This window comes from Variovorax pasteuri (assembly GCF_051216435.1).
GTDB lineage: Bacteria > Pseudomonadota > Gammaproteobacteria > Burkholderiales > Burkholderiaceae_C > Variovorax.
The window spans coordinates 1,116,604-1,142,071 of record NZ_JBPJZS010000001.1; the positions used below are offsets into that span (position 1 = coordinate 1,116,604).

A 25,468-nucleotide genomic window follows, 5' to 3' on the forward strand; every position below is an offset into this window, starting at 1 on the left:
GCTTCAGGCCTTGTCCTGGGCCGCCGAGAGCTGGCGCAGTTCCTCGGCGCTGAACCCCGCCCGCCCGCGCGCCTCGAGGTTGAACGGCGGCTTGTGCCGCGGCGCGTCATAGCGCGCCACGAGCGCGGGGTAGGTCGCTTCGGCGTCGATGCCCGCGCCGTCGCACAGCCATCGGTACCAGTGATTGCCGATGGCCACGTGGCCCACTTCGTCGCGCAGGATGATGTCCAGGATCTCGACCGCGCGCAGCGCGTCCGGCGTGTTCACGCGCTTGAGCTTGGCCTGGATGAGCGGCGTGGCGTCCAGGCCGCGTGCTTCCAGCGTGCGCGGCACCAGCGCCATGCGCGCGAGCACGTCGTCCTTGGTTTTCTCGCACATGTTCCACAGGCCGTCGTGGCCGGGGAAGTCGCCGTAGCGGTGGCCCATGTCCTGCAGGTGGGTGTGCAGCAGCGTGAAGTGCAGCGCCTCTTCGTCGGCCACGCGCAGCCAGTCGCGGTAGTAGGCCTCGGGCATGCCGTCGTAGCGCCACACGGCGTCGAGCGCCAGGTTGATCGCGTTGAACTCGATGTGGCAGATCGAATGGATCAGCGCCGCGCGGCCCTCGGGGGTGAAGGGCGAACGTTTCTGCACGGCGGTGGCGGCCACGCGCAGGGGCTTTTCGGGGCGGCCCGGCACGCCGATGTCGTCGCCCGGCACGCGGATGGCATCGCTTGCTATTGAATCTGTAGCGGACAACGCAGCGGCGGCGCGGGTGGCGGCCACCTTTTCATCGGGATCTGTCAGGCGCAGCGCGGCGAGCGCGCTCAATCGGGGGTGCATCCCTACAATTCTAGTTTTGACCTTCTTTGACATTCCCGGAGACAAGAACAATGGCGCTCTACGAACTCGACGGCGTGGCTCCCCAACTGGGCGAAGGTGCATGGGTGGCCGACAGTGCGCAGGTCATGGGCAACGTCAGGCTGGCGGACAACGCGAGCGTGTGGTTCGGCGCCGTGCTGCGCGGGGACACCGAGACGCTGACCATCGGGCGCAACAGCAACGTCCAGGACCTGTCGGTGCTGCATGCCGACGTCGGCTGCCCGCTGACCATCGGCGACAACGTCACCGTGGGCCACCAGGTGATGCTGCACGGCTGCACGGTGGGCGACAACTCGCTGATCGGCATCCAGGCCGTGATCTTGAATAACGCGAAGATCGGCCGCAACTCGATCGTTGGCGCCGGCAGCGTCGTGACCGAGGGCAAGGAGTTTCCCGACAACTCCCTCATCATCGGCTCGCCGGCCAAGGTGGTGCGCACCCTGGACGACGCGGCGGCTGCCCGCCTGCGCCAGAGCGCGGAGCACTACGTGGAAAACGCCCATCGCTTCGCGAAGGGCCTTAAAAAGATCGCCTGACCGGTTCGGTTGCAGGCACACACAGAAAGAAAACGTTTTGAGCGAGCTGCACAAATTCCTGTTCGATGGCCTGCCGGTGCGCGGCATGATCGTGCGCCTGACGGATGCGTGGCAGGAGATCCTTGCGCGGCGCGCCTCCAACACCTCCACCGGTCCCTACCCGCCGCCCGTGGCCGAGCTGCTGGGCGAGATGGCGGCCGCTGCCACGCTGATGCAGTCGAACATCAAGTTCAACGGCGCGCTGATCCTGCAGATCTTCGGCGACGGCCCGGTGAAGGTGGCCGTGGCCGAGGCCAAGCCCGACCTGAGCCTGCGCGCCACCGCCAAGGTCATCGGAGACCTGCCGGCCGATGCGCGGCTGCCCGACATGGTCAACGTGAACAACAAGGGCCGCTGCGCGATCACGCTCGACCCCAAGGACAAGCTCCCCGGTGTCACGCCCTACCAGGGCGTGGTGCCGCTCTTCGGCGACGAGGGCGAGAAGCTGGGCAAGCTCAGCGACGTGCTGCAGCACTACATGCTGCAAAGCGAGCAGCTCGACACCACGCTGGTGCTCGCGGCCGACGACAAGGTGGCCGCGGGCCTGCTGATCCAGCGCCTGCCGGTGAAGGGCGAGGGCAACCTGGAAGGCACGTCGGGCACGTCCCAAAGAGACCACGACCAGGCCAACGAAGACCAGATCGGCCTGAACGAGGACTACAACCGCATCTCGATCCTCGCGTCCAGCCTGACGCGCGACGAGCTGCTGACGCTGGACATCGAGACCATTCTTCGCCGCCTGTTCTGGGAAGAAAAGCTGCTGCGCTTCGAGCCGCAGGCCGGCCTGCTGGGCCCCCACTTCGCGTGCACCTGCGGGCGCGAGCGCGTGGCGCAGATGATTCGCGGCCTGGGCGTGGAGGAGGCCGACAGCATCCTCGCCGAGCGCGGCGACATCGAGGTGGGCTGCGACTTCTGCGGCAAGCAGTACCGCTTCGACGCGGTCGATGCGGCGCAGATCTTCAGGCCGCCGACCGACCAGATTCCGGGCAGCCCGATCGTTCAGTAGAAGGCGGGCGCCTTCAACCTCAGCGCGGCGCGTCGTCGAACCCGCCGAACGCAATGTCCGGCGCGCTGGTGTTGTGCTTGGACGGCAGGCTGCGCCCGAAGCGCACCTGCGTGGCCTGCAAGGTCTTCACCTCTGGCAATGGCAGCACCTGCGGCTCGGCTTGCGGCGATGCCTGCCAGCGCACCTCGCTCACGTCGGCGTTGTCAGGCGTCACGTACATCGAGCGCAGCACCGCGAAGGGCTGGGCGCTGGCGGTGGGCTTGGAGAGCGTCACGTCGAGCACGGTGCGCGTGCGGCTGATTTCGTCGACACGGGCCACGGCGCTCCCGCCGTCCGTGAAGCGCACATGAATGGCCAGCGGCCGGGGCACGATGCGGATCGATGCGATGTTCACCACCGGCCGCGCCGCCGCCTCGACCGGCCCCAGCAGGAACGACGAGCCGTACACGCCGTCGCCGAAGCGCGCGTCGGGCAGCGGCTTCAGGCGCCAGTAACCGTCGGACGGATAGAGCACGATGGCCTCGAGCGCCTTGCCGTTCTCCTTCTTGAACACCTGCAGCAGGTGAAAGCCGCTGTCCTTGCGCTTGCCCACCTGCACGGGCACGCGCTGTGCGCGCCAGAAGGTCGGAAGCGTCATGCCGACGATGCGCCACTGGGCGTTGTCCATCAGCACCACGGTGCGCTTCCTGAAGCGATGGGCCGGGTCGGTAGGGTGCGCGCCGCCGTCGAAGTTGCAGCCCGAGAAGTCGGGTGCCGTGACGTCGTTGCCGATCTTGTCGAGGTAGTCGGGCTGCAGCGCCTCGATGCGCATGCGGCGGATGCCCTCGCCGCGCAGGGTGAGGGAGACGTTGTCTTCCTCGGCGCAGGCGGTGGTGGTGGTGCCGTTCTCGACGGTGGCGGCGACGGGGGCAGCGAGGGCGAGGGCGGGGGCGGATGCCAGCAGCAGGGCGGCGAAAGCGGCGGTCGAAAGGTGCATCGGGTCTCCGGTGAAAGGGGCACGGGCGCGATGCGGCGCGACAGCCGGGGTGCTAGTCGCGGCGCGCAATCAGGTCGCTGAAGAGCTTATGTTCGCATTGCGGGTCGGAACACTTCTCGCAAGGCCATGACCACGAGGCGGGCTTCGCGTCGAGCCGGCCTCGCGCGCGGCCCTCGTTGCCGGCGATCGAATTGATGGCGTTCCATGCGCTGGCCAGCCGCTCGCCGCCCGTGCCGTGCACCACGGCAAACGACAGCCTGGCGCCGGTGAGCGCGGCGCGCACCAGCGTGTCGGTCGGCTGGCGCGCGTGCGGGCCGTCGCGCATGTCGTCGGCCACCCAGGGCAGGTCGAGCGCGGTGAGCAGGGTGATGGCATAACGCCGCTGTGCCGCCAGCGCGCCGTCGTACAGCGTGGTGTCGGCGAACAATTGCTCGCTGTAGACCGCCGTCATGAGCGCTGTGGTGTCGGCCACCACCACGCCCAAGGCGGCCGCGGCGTCGATGCGGCGGGTCTGTTCATCGGCGATGGCCTGCTGCTCGTCGGGGCGCGGCGTGCGGCCTTCGCGCTCGCACCACTCGCGCAGGTACTCGCTCACGAGCGTGGTCGGTGTGCCGCGCTCCTGCAGGCGCTGCGCAAGGGCGCGCGCCAGTTCGGTCTTGCCGGTGCTCTCGGCACCCACGAGCGCGATGACGCAGCCGGTCGGCAGGCTTGGCGTCATGGGCGCACCGCCTGGGTCGCCGCGCCCGGCATGCGTTGCCGCCACGCCAGGTAGCCGGCCACGCTGAGCACCGCGAACACCGCGTACAGGCCCACGGTGAGCCACAGGCCTTTGTGGATGAAGAGCCCCACGCTCACCACGTTCACTGCCAGCCAGATCAGCCAGTTCTCGATGAACTTGCGCCCGAGCAGGAACTGCCCGACCAGGCTCAGCCCGGTGGCGAAGCCGTCCCACCAGGGCACGTCGGTGTCGGTGAAAAAGATCAGGAAGAGGGCGACCGCCGGCCATGCGAAGGCGCAGGCGGCCAGGGTGAGGGCGATGCCGCGTGGCGAGAGCCGGCTGACATGCAGCGCGCTGCCGTCGGCGCGGTGGCCGCGCAGCCATTGCGCCCAGCCCCACAAGGCGACGAAAGCGAAGAAGACCTGCAGCGATGCGTCGCCGTAGATGCGTGCCTTGGCGAACACGGCCACGTAGAGCAGCGAACTGACGATGGCCAGCGGCCAGCCCCAGTGGATCTCGCGCATGTTACAGCCGACCATGGCGAGTGCCAGCAGGGCGGCGACGAATTCGAGCCAGCTGACGGGGGAGCCCCACAACAAAAAAACGGGGGCCGAGAGAAGCTCGGTCATCAGCGGGCGAAAGATTGAAGGGTCAGTGCGCGATCTGTACGAACACTTCGTTCGGCTTGACCATGCCGAGTTCCGCGCGCGCGCGTTCTTCGACCATCTCGAGGCCGTCCTTGAGGTCGTTGACCTCGGAGTTCAGGCGCTCGTTGGTCAGCGCGGCCTTGGCGTTGGCTTCCTTCTGGTCGGACAGCTTGGTGCGCAGCTGGCCCACGTCGCGCACGCTGCCGCGCCCGTTCCACAACTGCCACTGCAGGATGGACAGCAGGAGCAGCAGGATGATCGGTGGAACGAGGCGGGCGCGCATGCCGCGTGGCGTCCTGGCGTTACTTCAGGTTGTAGAACGCGCCGCGGCCGGGGTACACGGCGATGTCGCCCAGGTCTTCTTCGATGCGCAGCAGCTGGTTGTACTTGGCGATGCGGTCCGAACGCGACAGCGAGCCGGTCTTGATCTGGCCGGCGTTGGTGCCCACCGCGATGTCGGCGATGGTGCTGTCCTCGGTTTCGCCCGAGCGGTGCGAAATGACGGCCGTGTAGCCCGCGCGCTTGGCCATCTCGATGGCGGCGAAGGTTTCGGTCAGCGTGCCGATCTGGTTGATCTTGATCAGGATCGAGTTGGCGATGCCCTTGTCGATGCCCTCTTGCAGGATCTTGGTGTTGGTGACGAACAGGTCGTCGCCCACCAGCTGCACGCGCTTGCCCAGGCGTTCGGTCAGGTGCTTCCAGCCGTCCCAGTCGCCTTCGTGCATGCCGTCTTCGATGCTGATGATCGGGTACTTGTCGACCCAGGTCGCCAGCATGTCGGTCCAGCTCTCGGCCGACAGCGAGAGGTTTTCGCCCGACAGCACGTACTTGCCGTCCTTGTAGAACTCGCTGGCCGCGCAGTCCAGGCCCAGGGCGATCTGCTCGCCAGCGGTGTAGCCGGCCTTGTCGATCGCTTCGAGGATCAGCTGGATCGCCGCTTCATGGCTTTCGACGCTGGGGGCGAAGCCGCCTTCGTCGCCCACCGCCGTGCTGATGCCGCGGTCGCCCAGGATCTTCTTGAGCGCGTGGAACACTTCGGCGCCGTAGCGCACGGCCTCGCGGAAGCTCTTGGCGCCCACGGGAATGATCATGAACTCCTGCAGGTCGAGGCTGTTGTTGGCGTGCGCGCCGCCGTTGATGACGTTCATCATCGGCACCGGCAGCTGCATGCCGCCCATGCCGCCGAAGTAGCGGTACAGCGGCAGGCCCGACTCTTCGGCCGCGGCGCGGGCCACGGCCATCGAGACGGCCAGGGTGGCGTTGGCGCCCAGGCGGGCCTTGTTGTCGGTGCCGTCCAGGTCGATCATCGTGCGATCGAGGAAGGCCTGTTCGCTCGCGTCCAGGCCGAGCACCGACTCCGAGATCTCGGTGTTGATGTTCTCCACCGCCTTCAGCACGCCCTTGCCGAGGTAGCGGCTCTTGTCGCCGTCGCGCAGCTCGATGGCTTCGCGCGAACCGGTCGATGCGCCCGAGGGCACGGCCGCGCGGCCCATGGTGCCCGACTCGAGCAGCACGTCGCACTCGACGGTGGGGTTGCCTCGGCTGTCGAGAATTTCGCGGCCGACGATGTCAACGATTGCACTCATCTTTTGTCTTTCTCTTTTGGTTCTCTTTGGGCGAATAAATGAACGGGGCTCAGAGGCCCTCGACGGCGATCATGTTCATGATTGCGGCGCCGGCACGCGCTTCGCGCGCCTTGAGGTACTCGGGCGTTTCGTAGAAGGCCTTGGCCTGCTCGAAGCTGGCGAACTTGAGCACGACCACGCGCGTGGGCTGCCAGTCGCCTTCCAGCGGCTGCACCTGGCCGCCGCGCACGCACACTTCGGCGCCGTGCGCCTGCATGGCAACGCTCGACCACTTCTTGTAGTCCTCGTACTGCGCCGGGTTGGTCACCTCGACATGGGCAATGACGTAGCCGCTGCTCATGCCACGGCCTTCAGCGACTTGCCGGTGCTGCCCGCGCTCTTGTCCTTGTGCTCCAGCGCCGCCTTGATGAAGGCGTTGAACAGCGGGTGGCCGCCCCACGGGGTCGACTTGAACTCGGGGTGGAACTGCACGCCCATGAACCAGGGGTGCACGTCCTGCGGCAGCTCGACGATTTCGGTCAGGTGCTCGCGCTGCGTGAGCGCGGAGATCACGAGGCCGGCTTTGCGCAGCTCGTCGAGGTAGTTGACGTTGGCTTCGTAGCGGTGGCGATGGCGCTCGGTGACCACGTCGCCGTAGATGCTGTGCGCCAGCGTGCCGGGCGTGACGTCGGAGCTTTGCGCGCCCAGGCGCATGGTGCCGCCGAGGTCGGACTTCTCGTCGCGCGTCTTCACGGTGCCGTCGGCGTCCTTCCACTCGGTGATCAGCGCGATCACGGGGGTGGGCGTCTCGGGGTCGAACTCGGTGCTGTTGGCGTTCTTGAGGCCGGCCACGTGGCGGGCGTATTCGATGGTGGCCACCTGCATGCCCAGGCAGATGCCGAGGTAGGGCACCTTGCCTTCGCGGGCGAAGCGCGCAGCCGAGATCTTGCCCTCGACACCGCGCTGGCCGAAGCCGCCGGGCACCAGGATGGCGTCGTACTTGGCCAGGCGCGAGACGTCCTGCGTCGAGATGGTCTCGGAGTCGATGTAGTCGATCTTCACGCGCGCATGGTTCTTCATGCCGGCGTGGCGCAGCGCCTCGTTGAGCGACTTGTAGCTGTCCGACAGGTCGACGTACTTGCCGACCATGGCGATCGACACTTCCTTTTGCGGATGCTCGACCTCGTACACCAGGTCGTCCCAGCGCTGCAGCTTGGCCGGCGGGGTGTTGATGCGCAGCTTGTCGCAGATCAGGCCGTCCAGGCCTTGCTCGTGCAGCATGCGGGGCACCTTGTAGATGGTGTCCACGTCCCACATCGAGATGACGCCCCACTCGGGCACGTTCGAGAACAGCGAGATCTTGGCGCGCTCGTCGTCGGGAATCGGGCGATCGGCGCGGCACAGGAGCACGTCGGCCTGGATGCCGATGGCGCGCAGTTCCTTGGCGGTGTGCTGGGTGGGCTTGGTCTTGAGCTCGCCGGCGGCGGCGATCCAGGGCACGTAGCTCAGGTGCACGAAGGCCGAGTTGTTCGGGCCGTTGCGCAGGCTCATCTGGCGCACGGCTTCGAGGAAGGGCAGCGACTCGATGTCGCCGACCGTGCCGCCGATTTCGACGATGGCCACGTCCACTTCGTGCGAGGTGCCGATACCGGCACCGCGCTTGATGTATTCCTGGATCTCGTTGGTGATGTGCGGAATCACCTGTACCGTCTTGCCGAGGTAGTCGCCGCGGCGTTCCTTCTCGAGCACGCTCTTGTAGATCTGGCCGGTCGTGAAGTTGTTGGCCTTGCGCATGCGCGTGTTGATGAAGCGCTCGTAGTGGCCGAGGTCGAGGTCGGTCTCGGCGCCGTCATCGGTGACGAACACTTCGCCATGCTGGAAGGGCGACATCGTGCCGGGGTCGACATTGATGTACGGATCGAGCTTGATGAGGGTGACTTGGAGGCCGCGCGATTCGAGGATCGCGGCGAGCGAGGCGGAGGCGATTCCCTTGCCAAGGGAAGAGACGACACCACCGGTGACGAAGACAAATTTGGTCATGCCAGTTCCGGACGTGATGAATCCGGGCAGTGGGAAATTGCGATTATAGATGTGCCCTTCGCGACACTTCGGGCCGAGGGCTTGTTGCGCGAAGCTTCATGGCCTATGCGCAACAATACGGCCCATGCAAGATCTCGCCGGCAAACACATCGTCCTGGGCCTCACGGGCGGCATCGCCTGCTACAAATCGGCCGAACTGTGCCGCCTGTTCGTGAAGGCCGGGGCCACGGTCCAGGTCGTGATGACCGAGGCGGCCGAACAGTTCATCACCCCGGTGACCATGCAGGCGCTCTCCGGGCGCACCGTCTACACCTCGCAGTGGGACACCCGCGAACCCAACAACATGCCGCACATCAACCTGAGCCGCGAGGCCGATGCGATCGTGCTGGCGCCCTGCAGTGCAGACTTCATCGCGCGGCTGGTGCAGGGCCGCTCGGACGACCTGCTCAGCCTGATGTGCCTGGCGCGCCCCACGCAGCGCATTCCGCTCCTGATCGCACCCGCCATGAACCGCGAGATGTGGGCCCATCCCGCCACCCAGCGCAACCTGATGCAGGTGGCGGCCGATGGCGCCAACGTGCTGGGCGTGGGCAGCGGCTGGCAGGCCTGCGGCGAAACCGGGGACGGGCGCATGCTCGAGCCGGCGCAACTGCTCGAGGACATCACCGCCTTCTTCAGCCCCAAGCTGCTGGCGGGGCAGAAGATGCTGGTGACCGCGGGCCCGACCTTCGAGGCGCTGGACCCGATTCGCGGCATCACCAACCATTCGTCCGGCAAGATGGGCTTTGCCATTGCCCGCGCGGCCCGCGAGGCGGGCGCCGAGGTCACGCTGGTGGCCGGGCCGGTGCACCTGCCGACCCCACGCGGCGTGACGCGCGTCGACGTGATTTCGGCACAGGACATGCTCGATGCGACCGTCCGTGCTGCGGAGTTTGCTAGCATTTTCGTAGCAACGGCGGCAGTGGCCGACTGGCGGCCTGCAACGCACAGCGACCAGAAGATCAAGAAAGACGGCAGCGGCAAGACGCCGGTACTCGACTTCGTCGAGAACGCCGACATCCTGCTGACCGTGGCACGCAGCGAGCGGGCCCAGGCGAAGCAACTTTTCTGTGTGGGCTTTGCCGCCGAAAGCGAAAACCTCATCGAACATGCCAAGGCCAAGCGCCAGCGCAAGGGCATTCCGCTGCTGGTCGGCAACATCGGCCCGCTGACTTTCGGACAAGACGACAACGCGTTGCTGCTGGTGGACGCCCACGGCGTGCGCGAGCTCCCCCGCGCGCCCAAGCTCACGCTGGCGCGCGAACTCATGACCGAAATTGCCGCACGACTTACCGACTGGAGGGTCTGATGAACCTGAATCCCCAATGGAACACGCCGCCCAACGGCGACTTCGCCCGCTATGTCGAGCGGCTGTCGGCGCAGGCGCTGCTCCCCAAGCGCGCGGCCAAGGAGGGCGAGCCGGGGCTCGACGTCGGCATCACGACCTTGCCCAACCAGCCCGGTCCCGTGACGGCCGCCATGCAGCAGCGCGGTGACGCGTCCAGCGGCGAAGTGGCCAGGTCCCAGCCTGGCACCTTCGACCCGACGACGCTCAAGGTGCTGGGCGGCGTGGGCGCGCTGGTGTTCCTGGTGCTGTGGTCGATCGGCGTGCCCTTCAGTGCGCTGGTCCTGCTGCTGGGCGTGGCGGTCTGGTTCGGCAGCAAATTGAAGGGCGTGAAGCTCACCCCGGGCATTGCCAAGTGGCAGCAGGTGCTCGAGGACGCGGCCCGCAAGCAAAGAGAACAGCAACACAAGCAAGGCAGCAAGTAAGTGAAAGTCGACGTCCGTATCCTCGATCCGCGCATGGTGGATCAATTGCCCGCGTATGCCACCCCCGGAAGCGCCGGCCTCGACCTGCGGGCGTGCCTTGATGCGCCCATTACCCTGGCGCCCAACGGTTGGCAGCTGGTGGGCACCGGCATTGCGATCCACCTGGCCGACCCGGCCTATGCCGCGCTGATCCTGCCGCGCTCGGGCCTGGGCCACAAGCATGGCATCGTGCTGGGCAACCTCGTGGGCCTGATCGACAGCGACTACCAGGGCGAGCTGAAGATCAGCGCGTGGAACCGCAGCGACACGCCCTTCGTGCTGGAGCCGATGGAACGGCTGGCGCAGTTGGTGATCGTGCCGGTGGTGCAGGCGCAGTTTCGGGTGGTCACAGAATTTGCACCTACGCAACGCGGCGAGGGCGGCTACGGCTCCACAGGCAAGCACTGAGCCTTTTGGGGATCCGATCCTTAAGGGGACCTGAGTGTCCGAGCGGTAAAGAACGGAACTGCCGAGGCCCGCGCGCCTCGAAGGTTTCAGTGTGTGTTTTGCGTCATCGCGGCAGCGGCTGCGGCGTTAGTCACACGCAAGTGCATTTTTGTGCACCGTTCTATCCGAGGAGCCTCCCAACATGAAGATCTCAATGCGCTTCGTTTCCGTCACTGCTTCCGTGCTGGCCGTTGCCACGCTCACGGCGTGCGTGGCCCCCGCGCCGGTCTACCAGACCTCGCGCTACCCGTACCAGGCGCCCCCGCGGGCGATCCAGTACCAGGAAGCTTCCTACGTCGAATACGGCCACGTCGCCAACATCGAGGTGTTGCGCAGCGAAACCGCGGGTACCGGCACGAGCGGCGGCGGCGCCGTGGCAGGCGGTGTCATCGGTGGCGTGGTGGGCAACCAGTTCGGGCGCGGCAACGGCCGTGCCGCGGCCACCGCGCTGGGCATCGTGGGTGGTGCCCTGTTGGGCAACACCATCGAGGCACAGCAGAACGGGCCGCGCGCCTATGAAACCTATCGCGTGTCGGTGCAGACCGACCGCGGCGGCTACCGCGCCTTCGACGTGCAGAGCCCGGGCGACCTGCGCATCGGCGACCGCGTGCGCATCGACAACGGCCAGATCTCGCGCATGTAGCCCTCGTTCTTCGAGACGCGAAAAAGCCGGGCACGCCCGGCTTTTTGCTGGGTTGCCCAGGCCTCAGTGCAGCGTCTGGTTGCCCGGCGCCATGGGCGCCACCTTGAAGAAGCCTGTGCCCGCCGAACCACGGCCGATTTCCTCTTCGGAGGCTTCGCGCACCGAGCGCACCGTGATGTCGAGCCGGATCGCAATGCCCGCCAGCGGATGGTTGCCGTCCAGCACCAGGTGGTCGGGGTAGATTTCGGCCACCGTGTAGATCGTGTCCTTCGGAATGGTGTCGCTCACGCCCTTGGGCAGGGCGGAGCCGTCGAAGGTCATGCCTTCTTCCGTGTCCGCGGGAAACAGCGAGCGGGGCTCCAGAAAGAGCAGCTGGTCGTTGAAGTCGCCGAAGCCCTGCTCGGGTTCGACCTGCAGCTGCACCCGGGCGCCGGGCTCATGGCCCTGCAGGGCCGCCTCGATCACGTCGAAGAGATCGTCGCCGCCGACCAGAAAGTCCACCGGTTCGTCCAGCACGTCCAGCACGTCGCCGAGCGTGTCTTTCATGGTCCAGGTCAAGCCGACCACGCATTGTTCAGAGATTTCCATTGCAGAATTCTCCCATGGAGATTACACAACCGCTGCCGTTGCTCGGCGGCCTGAGCGCCGCGCAGTTCATGCGGCGGTACTGGCAGAAAAAACCCTTGCTCGTTCGCCAGGCGATTCCCGACATGGTGCCACCGATCGAGCGTCATGCGCTGTTTGCGCTGGCCGAGCGCGAGGAGGTCGAGTCGCGCCTGATTCGGCATGGCAAGTCCGGCTGGTCGCTCAAGCACGGGCCGCTTGCCCGCCGCGCCTTGCCCCCCCTGAAACAGCCCGCCTGGACACTGCTCGTGCAGGGCGTGGACCTGCATCACGAGGGCGTGCACGAGCTGCTGCGGCAGTTCCGCTTTCTGCCCGACGCCCGCCTGGACGACCTGATGATCAGCTATGCGAGCGACACCGGCGGCGTCGGCGCGCATTTCGACAGTTACGACGTGTTCCTGCTGCAGGCGCAGGGGCGCCGCAAGTGGTCCATCGGCAAGCAGGGCGACCTGAGCCTGCAGCCCGGTGTGCCGCTGAAGATCCTGCAGAACTTCGAGCCGGAGCAGACCTTCGTGCTGGAGCCCGGCGACATGCTGTACCTGCCGCCCAAGTACGCCCACGACGGCGTGGCCGTGGGCGACGACTGCATGACGTGCTCCATCGGGCTGCGCTCGTCCGCGGTGGGCGAGATGGGGGCCGACCTGCTGTCCCGCATGGCGCAGGCCTACTCTGAAGACCTTGAAGACGCCGGGCCCGCCGAACTGGCCCGCTACCGCGATCCGACGCAGCCCGCCGTCGATGCGCCGGCTCGCATGCCCGTCGCGTTGCAGGCCTTTGCGCGCAAGGCCGTCGAGACCGCGCTGCGCGACCCCGATGCCGTCGAGCGCGCGCTCGGCGAATCGCTCACCGAGCCCAAGGCCAACGTGTGGTTCGATGAAGGCGGCGAGTTGCCCGATGCCACGCAGCGTGTGGCGCTCGACCGCCGCACGCGCATGCTCTACGACACGCGGCACATCTACATCAACGGCGAGAGTTTTCGCGCAGGCGGTGCCGACGCCACGCTGATGCGCCGACTGGCCGACCAGCGCGAACTCGGGCCGCGCGAACTGGCCCGCGCGAGCGAAGGCGCGCGCGGGTTGCTGGGCGAGTGGTGCGAGTCAGGTTGGCTTCATGCCGACTGACGAAACTCATTCGCTGGCCGACGGCCGTTTCGACGGCCGCGAGGCCTTCGACGCCATCCTGCGCGGCGCACTGTCTTGCGCGGCGCAACAAGGCTGGAAGGAAATCGTCTTCAGCGACCCCGATTTCTCGGACTGGCCTCTGGGCGAGCGCGCGAGCATCGAGGCCTTGCAGGCCTGGTCGGCCAGCGGGCGGCGCTTCGTGCTGCTCGCACAGCGCTTCGATGTGCTGGAGCGCGCGCATGCCCGCTTCGTCCCGTGGCGCCGCATGTGGGACCACATCGTCGAATGCCGCGCGACCGGCAAGGCCGCGGGCGCCGAGGTGCCCAGCGCCATCTGGACACCCACCTGGTTCGTGCATCGCATAGACCCCGAGCGCAGCAGGGGCGTGAGCGGCACCGACGCGCAGTCGCGCCGCGCTTTGCGCGAGGCCATCGACGAGTGCTGGCGCCTCGGGCGGCCGGCCTTTTCAGCGTCGACGCTGGGCTTGTAAGCCAATGCCGCGAATCCGGCCGCCAGACACATTCGAGCGGTGATGCAGGTCTAGAATTTTTTCGTTCCAGACATTCATCGCCAAAGGAGATTCCATGAAGAAGTCAACGTCCGTCCTGGTTGCCTCGCTGATTGCCGCTGCCGCGCTTGCCGCCTGCGGAAAGAAGGAGGACGCCGCGCCGGCGGTTGTGACGCCGGCTCCTGCGCCAGTGACCGAACCCGCACCGCCGGCAGCCGCGCCGGCCACCGCGCCCACCACCGATTCGGGCGCCATGGCGCCTGCACCGGGCGCTTCGTCGGCACTCGATGCCGCGAACGCCGCGACCGAAGCTGCGAAGAAGAACGAGGCGCCCAAGCAGTAACGACTGCCTGGCACTCGCCATGAAGAAAGCCGCCATGAGGCGGCTTTTTTTCGTGGTGCGGATTCAGCTCACACGTCGAGCCAGGGCGAGCCTTCCGCGGCTGTTGCGGTGAGCATCTCGGACTCGTTGCCGCCCAGGGCATCGGCCATCAGGCGGCGCACGATGTCGGGCCGGTTGTTCTGCTCGCTCAGGTGTGCAGCCACCACATGCCGCAGGCCGTCGTGAAGCACTGCACGCGCGATTTCAGCGGCGGCCGTGTTCGACAGGTGGCCGTAGTTGCCGCCCACACGGTGCTTCAGGAAGGACGGATACGCAGAGTTGGCCAGCAGGTCGCTGTCGTGGTTGAACTCCAGCAGCAACGCATGCACACCGCCCAGCCTGGCCAGCACATGGGCCGTGGAATGCCCCAGGTCGGTGAGCACGCCGAGCGTGCGGTTGCCGTCGGTGCAACGCAGCTGCAGGGGCTCGCGCGCGTCGTGCGGTACGGTGAAGGGCTGCACGCCGATGTCGCCGACCGAAAACTCGGCATCGTCGCGCGCGATGTTCAGCCGGCCTTCGAAGTCGCGCCCGCCCGTGGCGAGCCACGTGCCTTCGCTCATCCAGACAGGAATGCGGTTGCGCCGCGACAGCGAATGGGCACAGCCGATGTGGTCGCCGTGCTCGTGCGTCACGAAGACCGCATCGATGTCGCCGGCGACGAGGCCCGCTTGCGCGAGCCGCAGGTCGAGCTGCTTGAGGCCGAAGCCGCAGTCGACCAGGAGGCGGGAGGTGCGGCCGGCGCTGGTCGATTCGACCAGCGCGGCATTGCCCGTGCTGCCGCTGCCGAGGCTTCGGAAGCGGAGCATGCGGGTTACTTCAGGTCGTCTGCAATGACCTTGACGATGCGCTCGGCGTTGGCCGAGGTTTCCGGCGCGCCGGCTTCGTTGAGCACCGACACCGTCGTGGCTTCGCCCTGGCCCTTGACCGAGATGCGGAACTTGATGGGTGCTTCGTCCTTCGGCGAGCCGCTGAACAACTTGCCGAAGAAGCCGGGCTCCTTCTTGTCGGGGTTCGGCGTCACGTAGCGCACGTAGTACACGCCGGCGCTGCGGTCGCGGTCTTCCACGGTGAAGCCGGTGCGGTCGAGTGCCAGGCCAACGCGGCGCCATGCGCGGTCGAAGCCTTCGCTGATCTGCACCACTGGCTGGTTGCCGACCTTGGCAATGACGGCGGTCTTGGTCGGCGCGGTGGTGGCGGCGAGGATCTTCGACTGCTCTTGCGAGACGCCGAGCTTGACCATCAGGCGGCGCAGGAATTCGGTCTCGAGTTCAGGATCGCTCGGGCGGGGCTGCCACACGGTCTGGTCCTGGCGCGAGTTGTTGTAGACCTCCTGCATGCCGCGGTGGCTGATGAAGATCTCGGTGCCGTTGGGCGTGCGCTCCAGGCGGGTGCGGAAGCGGTCGAGCTCGCCGGTCGAGTAGACCGAATCGACCAGCTTGCCCAGCGTGCCGCGGATGATGTCCTGCGGCAGCTTGGCGCGGTTCTCGGCCCAGTCGGTTTCCATGATGCCCAGGTTGCGCTGCTCGGTGGTCAGCAGGAAGCCGCTTTCCTGCCAGAAGTCTTTCACCGGGTCCCAGAGCTGGTCGGGCGCGCGGTTGACGACGATCCAGCGCTGCGTGCCCGCGCGCTCCATGCGCACGTCGCCGAGGGCGCTCACTGCGGTGGGCACGCCCGGTGCGTTGGCGATGCCGGCCTGGTATGCATTGGCGGTGACGGCGCCGCCGGGCACTGCATAGCGGTTGTCGCGCGAGAGCTGCGACAGGTCGGGGGGGACCTCGAGCGTCGGGGCCTTGCCGGCGCTCTTGTAGTCGATCTTGTCGCTCTCGAGGACGGAGCACGCGGCGAGGCTGGCAACGAGGGTGGCCAGCAATGCATATCGCGAAAGTTGCGAAAGGTTCTTCAACGTCTTCTTCCTTGTTGGAATGGTTCGGTCAATCTATGGGCCGCAGCGCCCGCCATCTCTGAGCACAGTTCCGGCAAAAGGTTGCGTAACCTTGTTGCGGCCAGGGGAAAAGGCAGGTCCGGGGTGTGTGGAGGACGCTCTCAACCCTTGAGAAGGCCGGTGGCGCGCAGGGCGCCTTCGACGGCCGGGCGCGCGGCTTCACCGAGTTCGGTGAGCGGCAGGCGCAGCGTGCCACCGCACAGGGCGAGCCGGGCCATGGCCCACTTCAGGGGAATCGGGTTGGGCTCGACGAACAGGTTGCGATGCAGCGGCATGAGCTCGAACTGGATCTCCATGGCCCGCTTCACGTCGCCCGCCAGCGCGGCCACGCACAGTTCGTGCATCTTGCGCGGCGCGATGTTGGCCGTGACGCTGATGTTGCCCTGGCCGCCGCAGAGCATGAGCGCGACCGCGGTCGGGTCGTCGCCGGAGTAGACGGCGAAGGTCTTCGGCACGTCGCGAATGAGCCACTGGGCCCGCTCGATGTTGCCGGTGGCTTCCTTGATGCCGATGATGCCGGGCACCTGCGTGAGGCGAAGCACGGTGTCGTGCGCCATATCGGCCACGGTGCGCCCGGGCACGTTGTACATCACGATGGGCAGGTCGCCCACGGCTTCGGCGATGGCCTTGAAGTGCTGGTACTGGCCCTCTTGCGTGGGCTTGTTGTAGTACGGCACGACCTGGAGCTGCGAATCGGCGCCCACGCCCTTGGCGAACTTGGCGAGCTCGATGGCTTCCTTGGTCGAGTTGGCGCCGCAACCGGCCATCACGGGCACGCGGCCCTTGGCCTGTTCGACGGACACGCGAATGATTTCGCAGTGCTCTTCGACGTCGACCGTCGGCGATTCGCCGGTGGTCCCGACCACGCCGAGGCAGTCGGTGCCTTCTTCGATGTGCCAGTCGATGAGCCGCCGCAGGGCGGGGTAGTCGACACTGCCGTCGTCGTGCATCGGCGTGACGAGCGCAACGATGCTGCCTGTCAATTGCTCCAAGGGGAATCTCTTTGTCGGTGGACGAAAGCGCCGATTCTACTTACTCCGGCAGCCTGTCAGGCCGCTGCTGCGGCGCCCTCAGTTTCCCTTCAGGAGGTGGCGCACCGGTTGGCCTGCGCCGGGTGCGGCGGGGCGAACGGCCGCAATGCGCTGCACGAAGCGCGCCGGTTCGGCCACGAAGCCGTCTTCGTAGGCCACCACGCGCAGGCCCTCGCAGGCCGCGAGCAGCTCGCCGGGTTGCAGCAGGAAGTCGGGCCGCGAGGGCTTGCCGACGGTTTCGTTGCCCACGGCAAAGGTTTCGTACAGCAGCACGCCGCCCGGTGCCACGGCGGCCACGATGTCGGCCATGCGCGCGCGCCAGAGGTAATTGGTGACGACCACCGCGCCGAAGGCCTGGCCCGCGAAAGGCCAGGGGCCGGATTCGATGTCCGCCATGACCGTGCCGCCGAACGCGCCCGCCGCCGCCAGGGCCTCGGGCGAGCGGTCGACGCCGGTCGCCGCATGCCCGCGTCCGGCGAACCACTGCATGTGCCGCCCGGACCCGCAGGCCACGTCGAGCACGGTGGTGCCGGGTGCGAGCAGGTGCGACCAGCGCACGAGCCATTCGGAGGGGGTGGCCGAAGCGTGCGTAGGTGCTATATCTTTCATAGCGTGCTGCGCACGTCCAGCGTGCGTGAGAAGGGTAGAAGGCTCAGAAACAGGACCAGATCTGGTCGGCCAGCGTCACCAGGAAGTCCGGGTGCACGTACATCGCGAACACGCCGCCCAGCACCGCCAGCGCGGCGGCAAGCCAGCCGGCGTTCGCGAGGTGTCGGCGCAGATGTGGTGCCATGGCCCCGTTTTATACGCAATCAGCCTGCGGCGCCCACCGGCTGCGGGGCGCGCGCGATGGCGTGTTCCTTCACCGGCAGGTTGATCAGCGCGGCGAACACGCCCAGTGCGATCGCGATGTACCAGACGATGTCGTAGCTGCCCGTGGTGTCGTACAGGTAGCCGCCGAGCCACACGCCCAGGAAAGAGCCGACCTGGTGGCTCAGGAACACGAAGCCGCTGAGCATCGACAGGTGTGCCACGCCGAAGATGCCCGCCACGATGGCGTTGGTGGCCGGCACCGTCGACAGCCACAGGAAGCCCATGGCCGCGGAGAACACATACACGCTCATCGGCGAGATCGGCGCCAGCAGGAACAGCGCGATCGCCACCGCCCGCGCGAAGTAGATGGCCGCGAGGATCTTGCGCTTGGCCAGCGTCTGCCCCAGCAGCCCGACGGTGTACGTGCCGAACACGTTGAACAGCCCGATCAGCGCCAGCGCGTAGCCCGCCACCTCGGCCGGCAGCGCGCGGTCGCGCAGGTAGGTCGGCATGTGGATGCCGATGAACGCCAGCTGGAAGCCGCACACGAAGTAGCCCGCCATCAGCAGCCCGAAGCTCGGATAGCGGAAGGCCTCGCCGACCGCCTGCAGCACCGACTGCTCGCGGTGTCCGGCCAGCGCCGCCGTCCTGGGTTCGCGCAGGCCGAAGGCCAGCGGAACGATGACCAGCACCAGCACCGCCAGCACCGCCAGCGCGGTCTGCCAGCCCAGGTGGCCGATGAGCCGGCCTTCGATGGGCGCCATCAGGAACTGCCCGAACGAGCCGGCTGCCGCCGCCACGCCCATGGCCCAGGAGCGCCGCTCGGGCGGAATCTGCCGCCCGATCACCCCGTAGATCACCGCGTAGGTCGAGCCCGCCTGGGCCGCGCCGATCAGCACGCCCGCGCTCAGCGTGAAGAGCAGCGGCGTAGGCGAATGCGCCATGCCGAACAGGCCCAGCGCATAGAGCACCGCACCGCCGATCAGCACCCGGAACGCCCCGAAGCGGTCGGCCAGCATGCCCGCGAACACCCCGAAGATGCCCCACGACAGGTTCTGGATGGCCAACGCGAACGAGAAGGTCTGGCGGCTCCAGTCCTGGGCCTGCGTGATGGGCTGCAGCCACAGCCCGAAGCCGTGGCGGATGCCCATCGAGAGCGTGACGATCATCGCCCCGCAGAACAGGACTTGCTTGATCGAGAGGGTGGGGGCGGGCGCTTGCATGGCGTCGAATGTAGCGACTTGCAGGCTGTGGCAGGTGAGCTGGCGGCCGAAGCCATTGATGATTTATCGGCGGCGTTTCGATGCGCTCGGTGCATCAAAACCGCGGGCTCAATGCGCAGTCGCGCCCGCGACAGCCCGGGCGCGCGGAAAGCCATGCGCGCAGGCCCGCCAGGCCAGCCACAGCGCCGGCACCAGCAGCACGACCAGCGACCAGGACAGCACACCCGCGCCCCGGCTCTGCAGCAGCACGCCGCCGATCAGCCCGCCCCCCGCGATGGCGATGTTCCACGCCGTGACCACCATCGACTGCGCCACGTCCGCCGCGTCGCCCGCAGCCTGCGCCGACGCGGTCTGGAACAGCGTGGCGGCCCCGCCGAAGGCCACGCCCCAAACCCCCATGGCAACGAAAACCGCCGCCGGCGACCCTGTCACCGTGCCCAGCAGCAGCGCCGCCAGCCCGAAGCCCGCGGTGCTGGCCAGGACCAACTCGCGCAGCCAGCGGTCGATCAGCAAGCCCGTCGCCCAGATGCCCGCCAGCGAGGCCGCGCCGAACACCAGCAGCGCCAGGTCGACCCGCTCGCCCAGCCCGGCGTGCGCGAGGAACGGCGCGATGTAGGTGTAGAGGATGTTGTGCGCCAGCACGAAGGCCAGCATCACCGCCAGCACCGGCCGCACGCCCGGCAGCAGGAACACGCGCCGCACGCTCTGCTGGCGGCCGGCCTCCTGCCCCGGAAAGTCGGGCACCTGCCAGCGCACCCAGCCCAGCAGCAGCACCGAGAGCGCCGACATGATCAGGAACGCCGGGCGCCAGCCCACGCCGTTGCCCAGCAGCGTGCCGGCCGGAATGCCCAGCGACAGCGCCAGCGGCGCGCCCAGCATGGCGACGGCGATGGCCCGGCCCTGCATGGCCGGCGGCACCATGCGGGCCGCCTGCCCGGCCAGCAGCGCCCAGAGCAGGCCCGCGAACACACCGGCGAAAAAGCGCGCGACCAGCGTCAGCGCGTAGTCGTGCGACAGCGCGGTCACCGTGTTGACGATCGCGAAGCCGCCGATGGCCGTCAGCAGCAACGGCCGGCGCCGCCAGCTGCGCGTGAAGGCCACCAGCGGAATCGCCGCCACCAGCGAGCCGATGGCGTACACGGTCACCAGTTGGCCGACCAGCGCGGGCGTGACGTCCAGGCCCGCGCCGATTTGCGGCAACAGGCCGGCCGGCATCGCCTCGGTCAGGACGGTGATGAAGCCCGCCGCCGCCAGTGCGAGCAGGCCCGGCAGAGGCAGCCTGGCCTCCGCGCGGTGGGGGGTGTGAAGCTTATGCATAGACGGCATCCCGCAGGTCGGCCACGAAGCGGCCCGACATGCCTTCGTAGAGCGTGTTGGTGAAGGCCACCACGCTGAGTTCGCGGGCGCGGTCGACGAACCACGCGTGCCCATACGCGCCGCCCCATCGCCAGGTGCCCACCGACTCCGGCGAAGCGGCGGCCGCAGGGTCGTGCAGCACCGAGAAGCCCAGTCCGAAGCCGTAGCCGGGTGCGTCCGCAGGACCCCAGGCGCCTGTGTGGTTGCTGCCCATCTCGTTCACCAGTGCTTGCGGCAGCAGCGGTGCGCCTCCGGCGCGCAGGGTCTCGAGCAGCCGCAGAAAATCGCCCGCGCTGCCGACCATGCCCGCACCGCCCGAGGGGAACGCTGTGGCGTCGAGGGCGCGCGAAGGATCGAAGCGGATGCCGACGGCGCCTTCGAAGGGCGTAGCGACGGTGGGGCCGTCCATGCGCCGCGGCGCCGAGCCGGCCTCGTTCACATAGGGCGTGACCAGCCGGGTGTCGTGCGGCGCGGCGAAGAAGCCGGTGTCCCGCATGTCCAGCGGTCCGGTGACAAGCCTGCGCACCGCGTCACCCAGGGGTGCATCGCTGGCCGACTCGACCACCCCGCCGAGCACGTCGATGGCCAGCGAATAGAGCCAGGCCGTGCCCGGTGCGTACAGCAGCGGCACCTGCGCGATGCGCCGCAGGTTCTCGGCCAGCGTGTGGCCGCTGCGGTCCATGCCGTCGGACACGCCGGCCTGTGCATATGGGCCGGTTTCGGTCGGCTCGAAGAAGCGGTAGCCCAGGCCCGCGGTGTGCGTCAGTAGCTGCCGCAGCGTGATGGCGGGCTCGCTCCCGTCCGGCAGGCGCGGGCGAAAGTCCGGCAGCCAGCGGGTGACCGGGTCGTCCAGCCCGAGCCGGCCCTGGCCCACCAGCACCATCGCGGCGGTCGACACGATCGGCTTGGACACCGAGGCCAGCCGGAACAGCGCGTCCTCGCGCATCGGCCGGGCCGCCTCGCGGTCCGCCAGGCCAGCTGCGCGCCGGTGTGCAAGGCGCCCGCCATGGGCGACCAGCACCACCGCGCCGACCAGCCGCAGGTCGGCCAGCGCGCCGTCGATGACCGCATCGATGCGCGACGGGTCCGGGCCACGCCAGCCGGCGGCCGTCGTGGATGAAAGGGAAGGGGAGATTTCGTTGGCGAATGACATGGCGCCAACGATAGGAACAAGCCGACTCCCGAAAAAGGGGGCTACAGTTCCGCTCAATACGGACATTGAAGTCCGCAATGGAGCCCTCGCATGGACAGCCTCAGTGGCTTCACCGTCTTCATCCAGGTGGCCGAAACGCGAAGTTTCGTCACCGCCGGCCGCGCGCTCGGCGTGTCCGCGTCCGCCGTGGGCAAGCGCGTGGCTCGGCTCGAAGAGCGGCTGGGCGTGCGGTTGTTCCACCGCAGCACGCGCAGCATCACGCTCACCGCCGAAGGCACGCTGTTCCTGGCGCGCAGCCGCCGCGTGCTGGCCGAGATCGAGGCCGCCGAGCAGGAGCTGTCGCAGTCGTCCGGGGCGCCGCGCGGCAAGCTGCGCGTGAGCCTGCCGCTGGTCAGCTCGCTGGTGCTGCCGGTGCTGGCCGACTTCATGCGCGACCACCCGGCCATCGAGCTCGACCTCGACTTCAGCGACCGGCTGGTCGACGTCATCGAGGAAGGCTTCGACGCCGTGGTGCGCACCGGCGAACTGGCCGATTCGCGGCTCTCCGCAAGGCGGCTGGGCGCGTTCTCGCAGTTGCTCGTGGCCTCGCCCGACTATCTGGCGCGCCGCGGCACCCCGACCTCGCTCGCCGAGCTGGCCGCGCACGCCTGCCTGCACTACCGCTATCCGGCCACCGGCAAGGTCGAGGTGTGGCCCCTTCTGCCGCTGCCCGACGGCAGCGAGTGCAGGCCGCCCGTCTCCATGGTCTGCAACAACATCGAGACCCGCCTGTGCTTCGCGCAGCGCGGCCGCGGCATCGCCTGCCTGCCGGACTTCAGCGTGCGCGAGGCGCTGGCCGCGGGGCGGCTGCGCAGCGTGCTGGCCGACCAGGTGCGGCCCCACACCATCGGGCTGGGCGTGCTGTGGCCCTCGGGGCGGCATCCGTCGCCCAAGCTGCGGGCCTTCATCGACTTCCTGGGCGCCCATCTGTCGATGCCCAAGGAATAAGGCGGCCGGACGTTTCCTGTATGGGTATCCAGTTATTTCCCCGCCACTGACTACAATCCGCCCCCATGGCGACTCCCCCCAAGACTCCCCCCAATTCATCGTCCGCGTCTTCCGGCTACTCGGAAGGCTCCATCCGCGTGCTCAAGGGCCTCGAGCCCGTCAAGCAGCGCCCGGGCATGTACACCCGCACCGACAACCCGCTGCACATCATTCAGGAAGTGCTCGACAACGCCGCCGACGAGGCGCTGGCGGGCTACGGCAAGAAGATCAAGGTCACGCTGCACCTCGACGGCTCGGTCAGCATCGAAGACGACGGCCGCGGCATTCCGTTCGGCATGCACCCCGAAGAAAAGGCCCCCGTGGTCGAACTCGTGTTCACCCGGCTGCACGCCGGCGGCAAGTTCGACAAGGGCTCCGGCGGCGCCTACAGCTTCTCGGGCGGCCTGCACGGCGTGGGCGTGTCGGTGACCAATGCGCTGTCGAAGCGGCTCGAAGTCACCTCGCACCGCGAAGGCTCGGCCGCCAAGCTGGCCTTCAGCGCCGGCGACGTGATCGAGGCGCTCGAGATCCGCAAGCTCGAAGCCGGCGAACGCAAGCAGGGCACCACCGTGCGCGCCTGGCCCGACGCCAAGTACTTCGAGACCGCGGTGCTGCCCATGGCCGAGCTCACGCACCTGCTGCGCAGCAAGGCCGTGCTGATGCCCGGCGTGAGCGTCACGCTCACCAACGAGAAGACCAAGGAAAGCCAGCAGTGGCTCTACAAGGGCGGCCTCAGCGACTACCTGATGCAGACCCTCAACGGCGATCCGGTCATTCCGCTGTTCGAAGGCGCTGGCCATGCCGACAAGAACGCCGACAACTTCGCCGAAGGCGAGGGTGCCGACTGGTGCGTGGCCTTCACCGAAGACGGCCAGCCGGTGCGCGAGAGCTACGTCAACCTGATTCCCACCAGCGCCGGCGGCACGCACGAAAGCGGCCTGCGCGACGGCCTCTTCACCGCGGTGAAGGGCTTCATCGAGCTGCATTCGCTGCTGCCCAAGGGCGTGAAGCTGCTGCCCGAGGACGTGTTCGCGCGCGCCTCGTACGTGCTGAGCGCCAAGGTGCTCGACCCGCAGTTCCAGGGCCAGATCAAGGAGCGGCTGAATTCGCGCGACGCGGTTCGCCTGGTGTCCAGCTTCGTGCGTCCCGCGCTCGAGCTGTGGCTCAACCAGCACGTCGACTACGGCAAGCGGCTCGCCGAACTCGCCATCAAGGCCGCGCAGACGCGCCAGCGCGCCGGCCAGAAGGTCGAGAAGCGCAAGGGCTCCGGCGTGGCCGTGCTGCCGGGCAAGCTGACCGATTGCGAGAGCAAGGACATCAGCCACAACGAAGTGTTCCTGGTCGAGGGCGACTCCGCCGGCGGCAGCGCCAAGATGGGCCGCGACAAGGAAAGCCAGGCCATCCTGCCGCTGCGCGGCAAGGTGCTCAACACCTGGGAGGTCGAGCGCGACCGGCTGTTCGCCAACAACGAAATCCACGACATCTCGGTGGCCATCGGCGTCGACCCGCACGGACCCGACGACACGCCCGACATGAGCGGCCTGCGCTACGGCAAGGTCTGCATCCTGAGCGATGCCGACGTGGACGGCTCGCACATCCAGGTGCTGCTGCTGACCCTGTTCTTCCGGCACTTCCCGAAGCTCATCGAAACCGGCCACGTGTATGTCGCAAAGCCGCCGCTGTTCCGGGTCGACGCGCCCGCGCGCGGCAAGAAGCCGGCCTCCAAGGTCTACGCGCTGGACGAGGGCGAACTGACCGCCACGCTCGACAAACTGCGCAAGGACGGCGTGCGCGAAGGCGCCTGGAGCATCAGCCGCTTCAAGGGCCTGGGCGAAATGAGCGCGGAACAATTGTGGGAAACCACGCTCAATCCAGACACCCGGCGCCTGATGCAGGTCCAATTGGGCCGGTTCGACTTCACGTCCACCCACGGCGAGATCACCAAGCTCATGGGCAAGGGCGAAGCGGCGGCGCGGCGCGAGCTCATGGAATTGCGCGCCGACGACGTCGACATCGATGTTTGACCCTCCCACCACGCATGTCAGCTTTCAAGCGTTCGTTGCTATTGGCCCTTTTGCTGTGCATGCAGCAGGGGTTCGCGCGCGCCGCTGACATCTACGGCTACGTCGACAGCAAGGGCGTGGCGCACTTCGCCTCCGAGAAGATCGACGAGCGCTACCAGATCTTCTTCAGGGGCGGTCAGAGCTTCGACACCGCCCAGGGCATTTCGCCGCTGGCGCGCAGTGGCCGCAAGCTCGACGGCAAGGTGCCGCCCGCATCGCAGACCCTGCTTGCCATGTTCGAGGCCTCGCCCAGCTACAAGAGCGCCAAGGCGGCGCTGCGCGATGCGTCGAACAAGCACGACATCGACTACGAACTGCTGCAGGCGCTGATCGCCACCGAATCGGGCTTCGACGCGCAGGCCGTCTCGCCCAAGGGCGCGATGGGCCTCATGCAGCTCATGCCCGCGACCGCGCAGCGCTACGGCGTGTCGGCGGACAAGCGCACGACCATCGAGAAGAAGCTGTTCGACCCGCGCATCAACATCGCCGCCGGCTCGCGCTACCTGCGCGACCTCATCGCCATGTTCCCGGGGCAGATCGAGCTGGCCCTGGCCGCCTACAACGCGGGCGAGGGCGCCGTGCAGCGCGCGGGCAACAAGATTCCGAACTACAAGGAAACGCAGAACTACGTGCAGACCGTGCTGCAGCTCTATGCGTACCTCAAGCCCGGCGCCACCGGGCGCAGCGGCGGCGCCGGCACCGTCGGCGGCAAGTCGCCCGGGCGCGTGCGCATGGAAATGGGCGGCGCCGTCGGCCGCGGCAACATGCCGCCCGAGCGGCCGACGCAGTTGCCCGCGTTGCCCGCGTTGCCCGACCCGTCCGCCGTGCCTACCTCTCCCTACATGCCCGAAGTGCCCGTCTCCTCCCTGACGGGCTCGTCTTCGGTGGCCATGACCGAATAAA

Annotated in this window: 29 protein-coding genes; 12 read left to right on the top strand and 17 right to left on the bottom strand. The window is 67.8% G+C overall.

The features are described 5' to 3' along the window. Positions 1 to 3: 3 nt before the first annotated feature. On the bottom strand, positions 4 to 819 hold the full coding sequence (locus ACSFBM_RS05270) for a ferritin-like domain-containing protein (protein ID WP_435483423.1): 816 nt from the start codon (positions 817 to 819) through the stop codon (positions 4 to 6). A gap of 50 nt (positions 820 to 869) precedes the next feature. On the opposite strand from ACSFBM_RS05270, the gene ACSFBM_RS05275 reads away from it, so the two are divergent. Both ACSFBM_RS05275 and hslO read left to right on the top strand, forming a co-directional pair. Further along, positions 870 to 1,394, top strand: a complete 525-nt coding sequence (locus tag ACSFBM_RS05275) for a gamma carbonic anhydrase family protein (RefSeq protein WP_435435676.1) — start codon at positions 870 to 872, stop codon at positions 1,392 to 1,394. 37 nt (positions 1,395 to 1,431) lie between these two features. Then, a complete protein-coding gene (hslO, locus tag ACSFBM_RS05280) occupies positions 1,432 to 2,439 on the top strand; it encodes an Hsp33 family molecular chaperone HslO (RefSeq protein ID WP_435483424.1) in 1,008 nt (335 codons plus the stop codon). 19 nt (positions 2,440 to 2,458) lie between these two features. Here hslO and ACSFBM_RS05285 read toward each other — a convergent pair whose 3' ends face one another. Genes ACSFBM_RS05285 through ACSFBM_RS05315 form a run of 7 tightly spaced genes read right to left on the bottom strand, consistent with a single transcriptional unit; the run spans position 2,459 to position 8,385 of the window. Next, complete coding sequence (locus ACSFBM_RS05285; RefSeq protein ID WP_435483425.1) at positions 2,459 to 3,415, bottom strand: hypothetical protein; 957 nt, start codon at positions 3,413 to 3,415, stop codon at positions 2,459 to 2,461. Between the two features lie 52 nt (positions 3,416 to 3,467). Then, complete coding sequence (locus ACSFBM_RS05290) at positions 3,468 to 4,133, bottom strand: AAA family ATPase (protein ID WP_435435679.1); 666 nt, start codon at positions 4,131 to 4,133, stop codon at positions 3,468 to 3,470. Further along, a complete protein-coding gene (gene pnuC / locus ACSFBM_RS05295) occupies positions 4,130 to 4,762 on the bottom strand; it encodes a nicotinamide riboside transporter PnuC (RefSeq protein ID WP_435483426.1) in 633 nt (210 codons plus the stop codon). The genes ACSFBM_RS05290 and pnuC overlap by 4 nt, the downstream gene beginning before the upstream one ends. Before the next feature lie 22 nt (positions 4,763 to 4,784). Then, positions 4,785 to 5,063: a septum formation initiator family protein gene (locus tag ACSFBM_RS05300; protein WP_435435681.1), complete on the bottom strand. Its 279-nt coding sequence runs from the start codon at positions 5,061 to 5,063 to the stop codon at positions 4,785 to 4,787. 19 nt (positions 5,064 to 5,082) lie between these two features. Continuing rightward, complete coding sequence (eno, locus tag ACSFBM_RS05305; protein ID WP_435435683.1) at positions 5,083 to 6,366, bottom strand: phosphopyruvate hydratase; 1,284 nt, start codon at positions 6,364 to 6,366, stop codon at positions 5,083 to 5,085. A 49-nt stretch (positions 6,367 to 6,415) separates the two neighbouring features. Next, positions 6,416 to 6,706, bottom strand: a complete 291-nt coding sequence (locus tag ACSFBM_RS05310; protein WP_435483427.1) for a DUF1330 domain-containing protein — start codon at positions 6,704 to 6,706, stop codon at positions 6,416 to 6,418. Then, complete coding sequence (locus ACSFBM_RS05315) at positions 6,703 to 8,385, bottom strand: CTP synthase (protein WP_435483428.1); 1,683 nt, start codon at positions 8,383 to 8,385, stop codon at positions 6,703 to 6,705. The genes ACSFBM_RS05310 and ACSFBM_RS05315 overlap by 4 nt, the downstream gene beginning before the upstream one ends. A 124-nt stretch (positions 8,386 to 8,509) precedes the next feature. Between ACSFBM_RS05315 and coaBC the strand changes: the two genes are divergently transcribed. The 4 genes from coaBC to ACSFBM_RS05335 all read left to right on the top strand — a co-directional run bounded on the left by coaBC (position 8,510) and on the right by ACSFBM_RS05335 (position 11,323). Next, a complete protein-coding gene (coaBC, locus tag ACSFBM_RS05320) occupies positions 8,510 to 9,733 on the top strand; it encodes a bifunctional phosphopantothenoylcysteine decarboxylase/phosphopantothenate--cysteine ligase CoaBC (RefSeq protein WP_435483429.1) in 1,224 nt (407 codons plus the stop codon). Further along, positions 9,733 to 10,194, top strand: a complete 462-nt coding sequence (locus tag ACSFBM_RS05325; protein ID WP_435483430.1) for a hypothetical protein — start codon at positions 9,733 to 9,735, stop codon at positions 10,192 to 10,194. The genes coaBC and ACSFBM_RS05325 overlap by 1 nt, the downstream gene beginning before the upstream one ends. Then, complete coding sequence (gene dut / locus ACSFBM_RS05330) at positions 10,195 to 10,641, top strand: dUTP diphosphatase (protein ID WP_435435688.1); 447 nt, start codon at positions 10,195 to 10,197, stop codon at positions 10,639 to 10,641. It abuts the gene before it with no gap. A 181-nt stretch (positions 10,642 to 10,822) separates the two neighbouring features. Continuing rightward, positions 10,823 to 11,323, top strand: a complete 501-nt coding sequence (locus ACSFBM_RS05335) for an outer membrane lipoprotein (protein ID WP_116908620.1) — start codon at positions 10,823 to 10,825, stop codon at positions 11,321 to 11,323. A gap of 63 nt (positions 11,324 to 11,386) precedes the next feature. On the opposite strand, the gene ACSFBM_RS05340 is transcribed toward ACSFBM_RS05335, so the two are convergent. Then, complete coding sequence (locus tag ACSFBM_RS05340) at positions 11,387 to 11,911, bottom strand: FKBP-type peptidyl-prolyl cis-trans isomerase (protein ID WP_435483431.1); 525 nt, start codon at positions 11,909 to 11,911, stop codon at positions 11,387 to 11,389. A gap of 14 nt (positions 11,912 to 11,925) precedes the next feature. On the opposite strand from ACSFBM_RS05340, the gene ACSFBM_RS05345 reads away from it, so the two are divergent. From ACSFBM_RS05345 to ACSFBM_RS05355, 3 genes are all read left to right on the top strand, one after another. Then, entirely contained in the window at positions 11,926 to 13,068 is a 1,143-nt protein-coding gene (locus ACSFBM_RS05345) for a JmjC domain-containing protein (RefSeq protein WP_435483432.1), read from the top strand. Then, on the top strand, positions 13,058 to 13,558 hold the full coding sequence (locus ACSFBM_RS05350; RefSeq protein WP_435483433.1) for a hypothetical protein: 501 nt from the start codon (positions 13,058 to 13,060) through the stop codon (positions 13,556 to 13,558). The genes ACSFBM_RS05345 and ACSFBM_RS05350 overlap by 11 nt, the downstream gene beginning before the upstream one ends. 94 nt (positions 13,559 to 13,652) lie before the next feature. Then, entirely contained in the window at positions 13,653 to 13,919 is a 267-nt protein-coding gene (locus ACSFBM_RS05355; protein WP_435435692.1) for a hypothetical protein, read from the top strand. Between the two features lie 68 nt (positions 13,920 to 13,987). Here ACSFBM_RS05355 and ACSFBM_RS05360 read toward each other — a convergent pair whose 3' ends face one another. From ACSFBM_RS05360 to ACSFBM_RS05395, 8 genes are all read right to left on the bottom strand, one after another. Next, positions 13,988 to 14,764 (bottom strand): MBL fold metallo-hydrolase, encoded by a 777-nt coding sequence (locus ACSFBM_RS05360; RefSeq protein WP_435483434.1) that lies wholly within the window; start codon positions 14,762 to 14,764, stop codon positions 13,988 to 13,990. Between the two features lie 5 nt (positions 14,765 to 14,769). Next, the gene (gene bamC, locus ACSFBM_RS05365) at positions 14,770 to 15,861 is read right to left on the bottom strand and encodes an outer membrane protein assembly factor BamC (protein ID WP_435483435.1); all 1,092 of its coding nucleotides are present in this window, start codon (positions 15,859 to 15,861) and stop codon (positions 14,770 to 14,772) included. 140 nt (positions 15,862 to 16,001) lie between these two features. Beyond that, on the bottom strand, positions 16,002 to 16,892 hold the full coding sequence (dapA, locus tag ACSFBM_RS05370; RefSeq protein ID WP_435483436.1) for a 4-hydroxy-tetrahydrodipicolinate synthase: 891 nt from the start codon (positions 16,890 to 16,892) through the stop codon (positions 16,002 to 16,004). Between the two features lie 78 nt (positions 16,893 to 16,970). Continuing rightward, the gene (locus ACSFBM_RS05375) at positions 16,971 to 17,540 is read right to left on the bottom strand and encodes a class I SAM-dependent methyltransferase (protein WP_435483437.1); all 570 of its coding nucleotides are present in this window, start codon (positions 17,538 to 17,540) and stop codon (positions 16,971 to 16,973) included. 43 nt (positions 17,541 to 17,583) lie between these two features. Beyond that, positions 17,584 to 17,724: a hypothetical protein gene (locus ACSFBM_RS05380; RefSeq protein WP_435483438.1), complete on the bottom strand. Its 141-nt coding sequence runs from the start codon at positions 17,722 to 17,724 to the stop codon at positions 17,584 to 17,586. A gap of 19 nt (positions 17,725 to 17,743) precedes the next feature. After that, positions 17,744 to 18,967, bottom strand: a complete 1,224-nt coding sequence (locus ACSFBM_RS05385; RefSeq protein WP_435483439.1) for an MFS transporter — start codon at positions 18,965 to 18,967, stop codon at positions 17,744 to 17,746. A gap of 108 nt (positions 18,968 to 19,075) precedes the next feature. Continuing rightward, positions 19,076 to 20,284, bottom strand: coding sequence for an MFS transporter (locus ACSFBM_RS05390; RefSeq protein ID WP_435483440.1), 1,209 nt, complete (start codon positions 20,282 to 20,284; stop codon positions 19,076 to 19,078). Next, positions 20,277 to 21,476: a serine hydrolase domain-containing protein gene (locus tag ACSFBM_RS05395; protein ID WP_435483441.1), complete on the bottom strand. Its 1,200-nt coding sequence runs from the start codon at positions 21,474 to 21,476 to the stop codon at positions 20,277 to 20,279. The genes ACSFBM_RS05390 and ACSFBM_RS05395 overlap by 8 nt, the downstream gene beginning before the upstream one ends. A 90-nt stretch (positions 21,477 to 21,566) precedes the next feature. On the opposite strand from ACSFBM_RS05395, the gene ACSFBM_RS05400 reads away from it, so the two are divergent. From ACSFBM_RS05400 to ACSFBM_RS05410, 3 genes are all read left to right on the top strand, one after another. Further along, positions 21,567 to 22,463: a LysR family transcriptional regulator gene (locus ACSFBM_RS05400; protein ID WP_435483442.1), complete on the top strand. Its 897-nt coding sequence runs from the start codon at positions 21,567 to 21,569 to the stop codon at positions 22,461 to 22,463. A 65-nt stretch (positions 22,464 to 22,528) separates the two neighbouring features. Next, positions 22,529 to 24,526 (top strand): DNA topoisomerase IV subunit B, encoded by a 1,998-nt coding sequence (locus ACSFBM_RS05405; RefSeq protein WP_435483443.1) that lies wholly within the window; start codon positions 22,529 to 22,531, stop codon positions 24,524 to 24,526. A 14-nt stretch (positions 24,527 to 24,540) separates the two neighbouring features. Further along, on the top strand, positions 24,541 to 25,467 hold the full coding sequence (locus ACSFBM_RS05410; protein ID WP_435483444.1) for a lytic transglycosylase domain-containing protein: 927 nt from the start codon (positions 24,541 to 24,543) through the stop codon (positions 25,465 to 25,467). Position 25,468 lies beyond the last annotated feature (1 nt).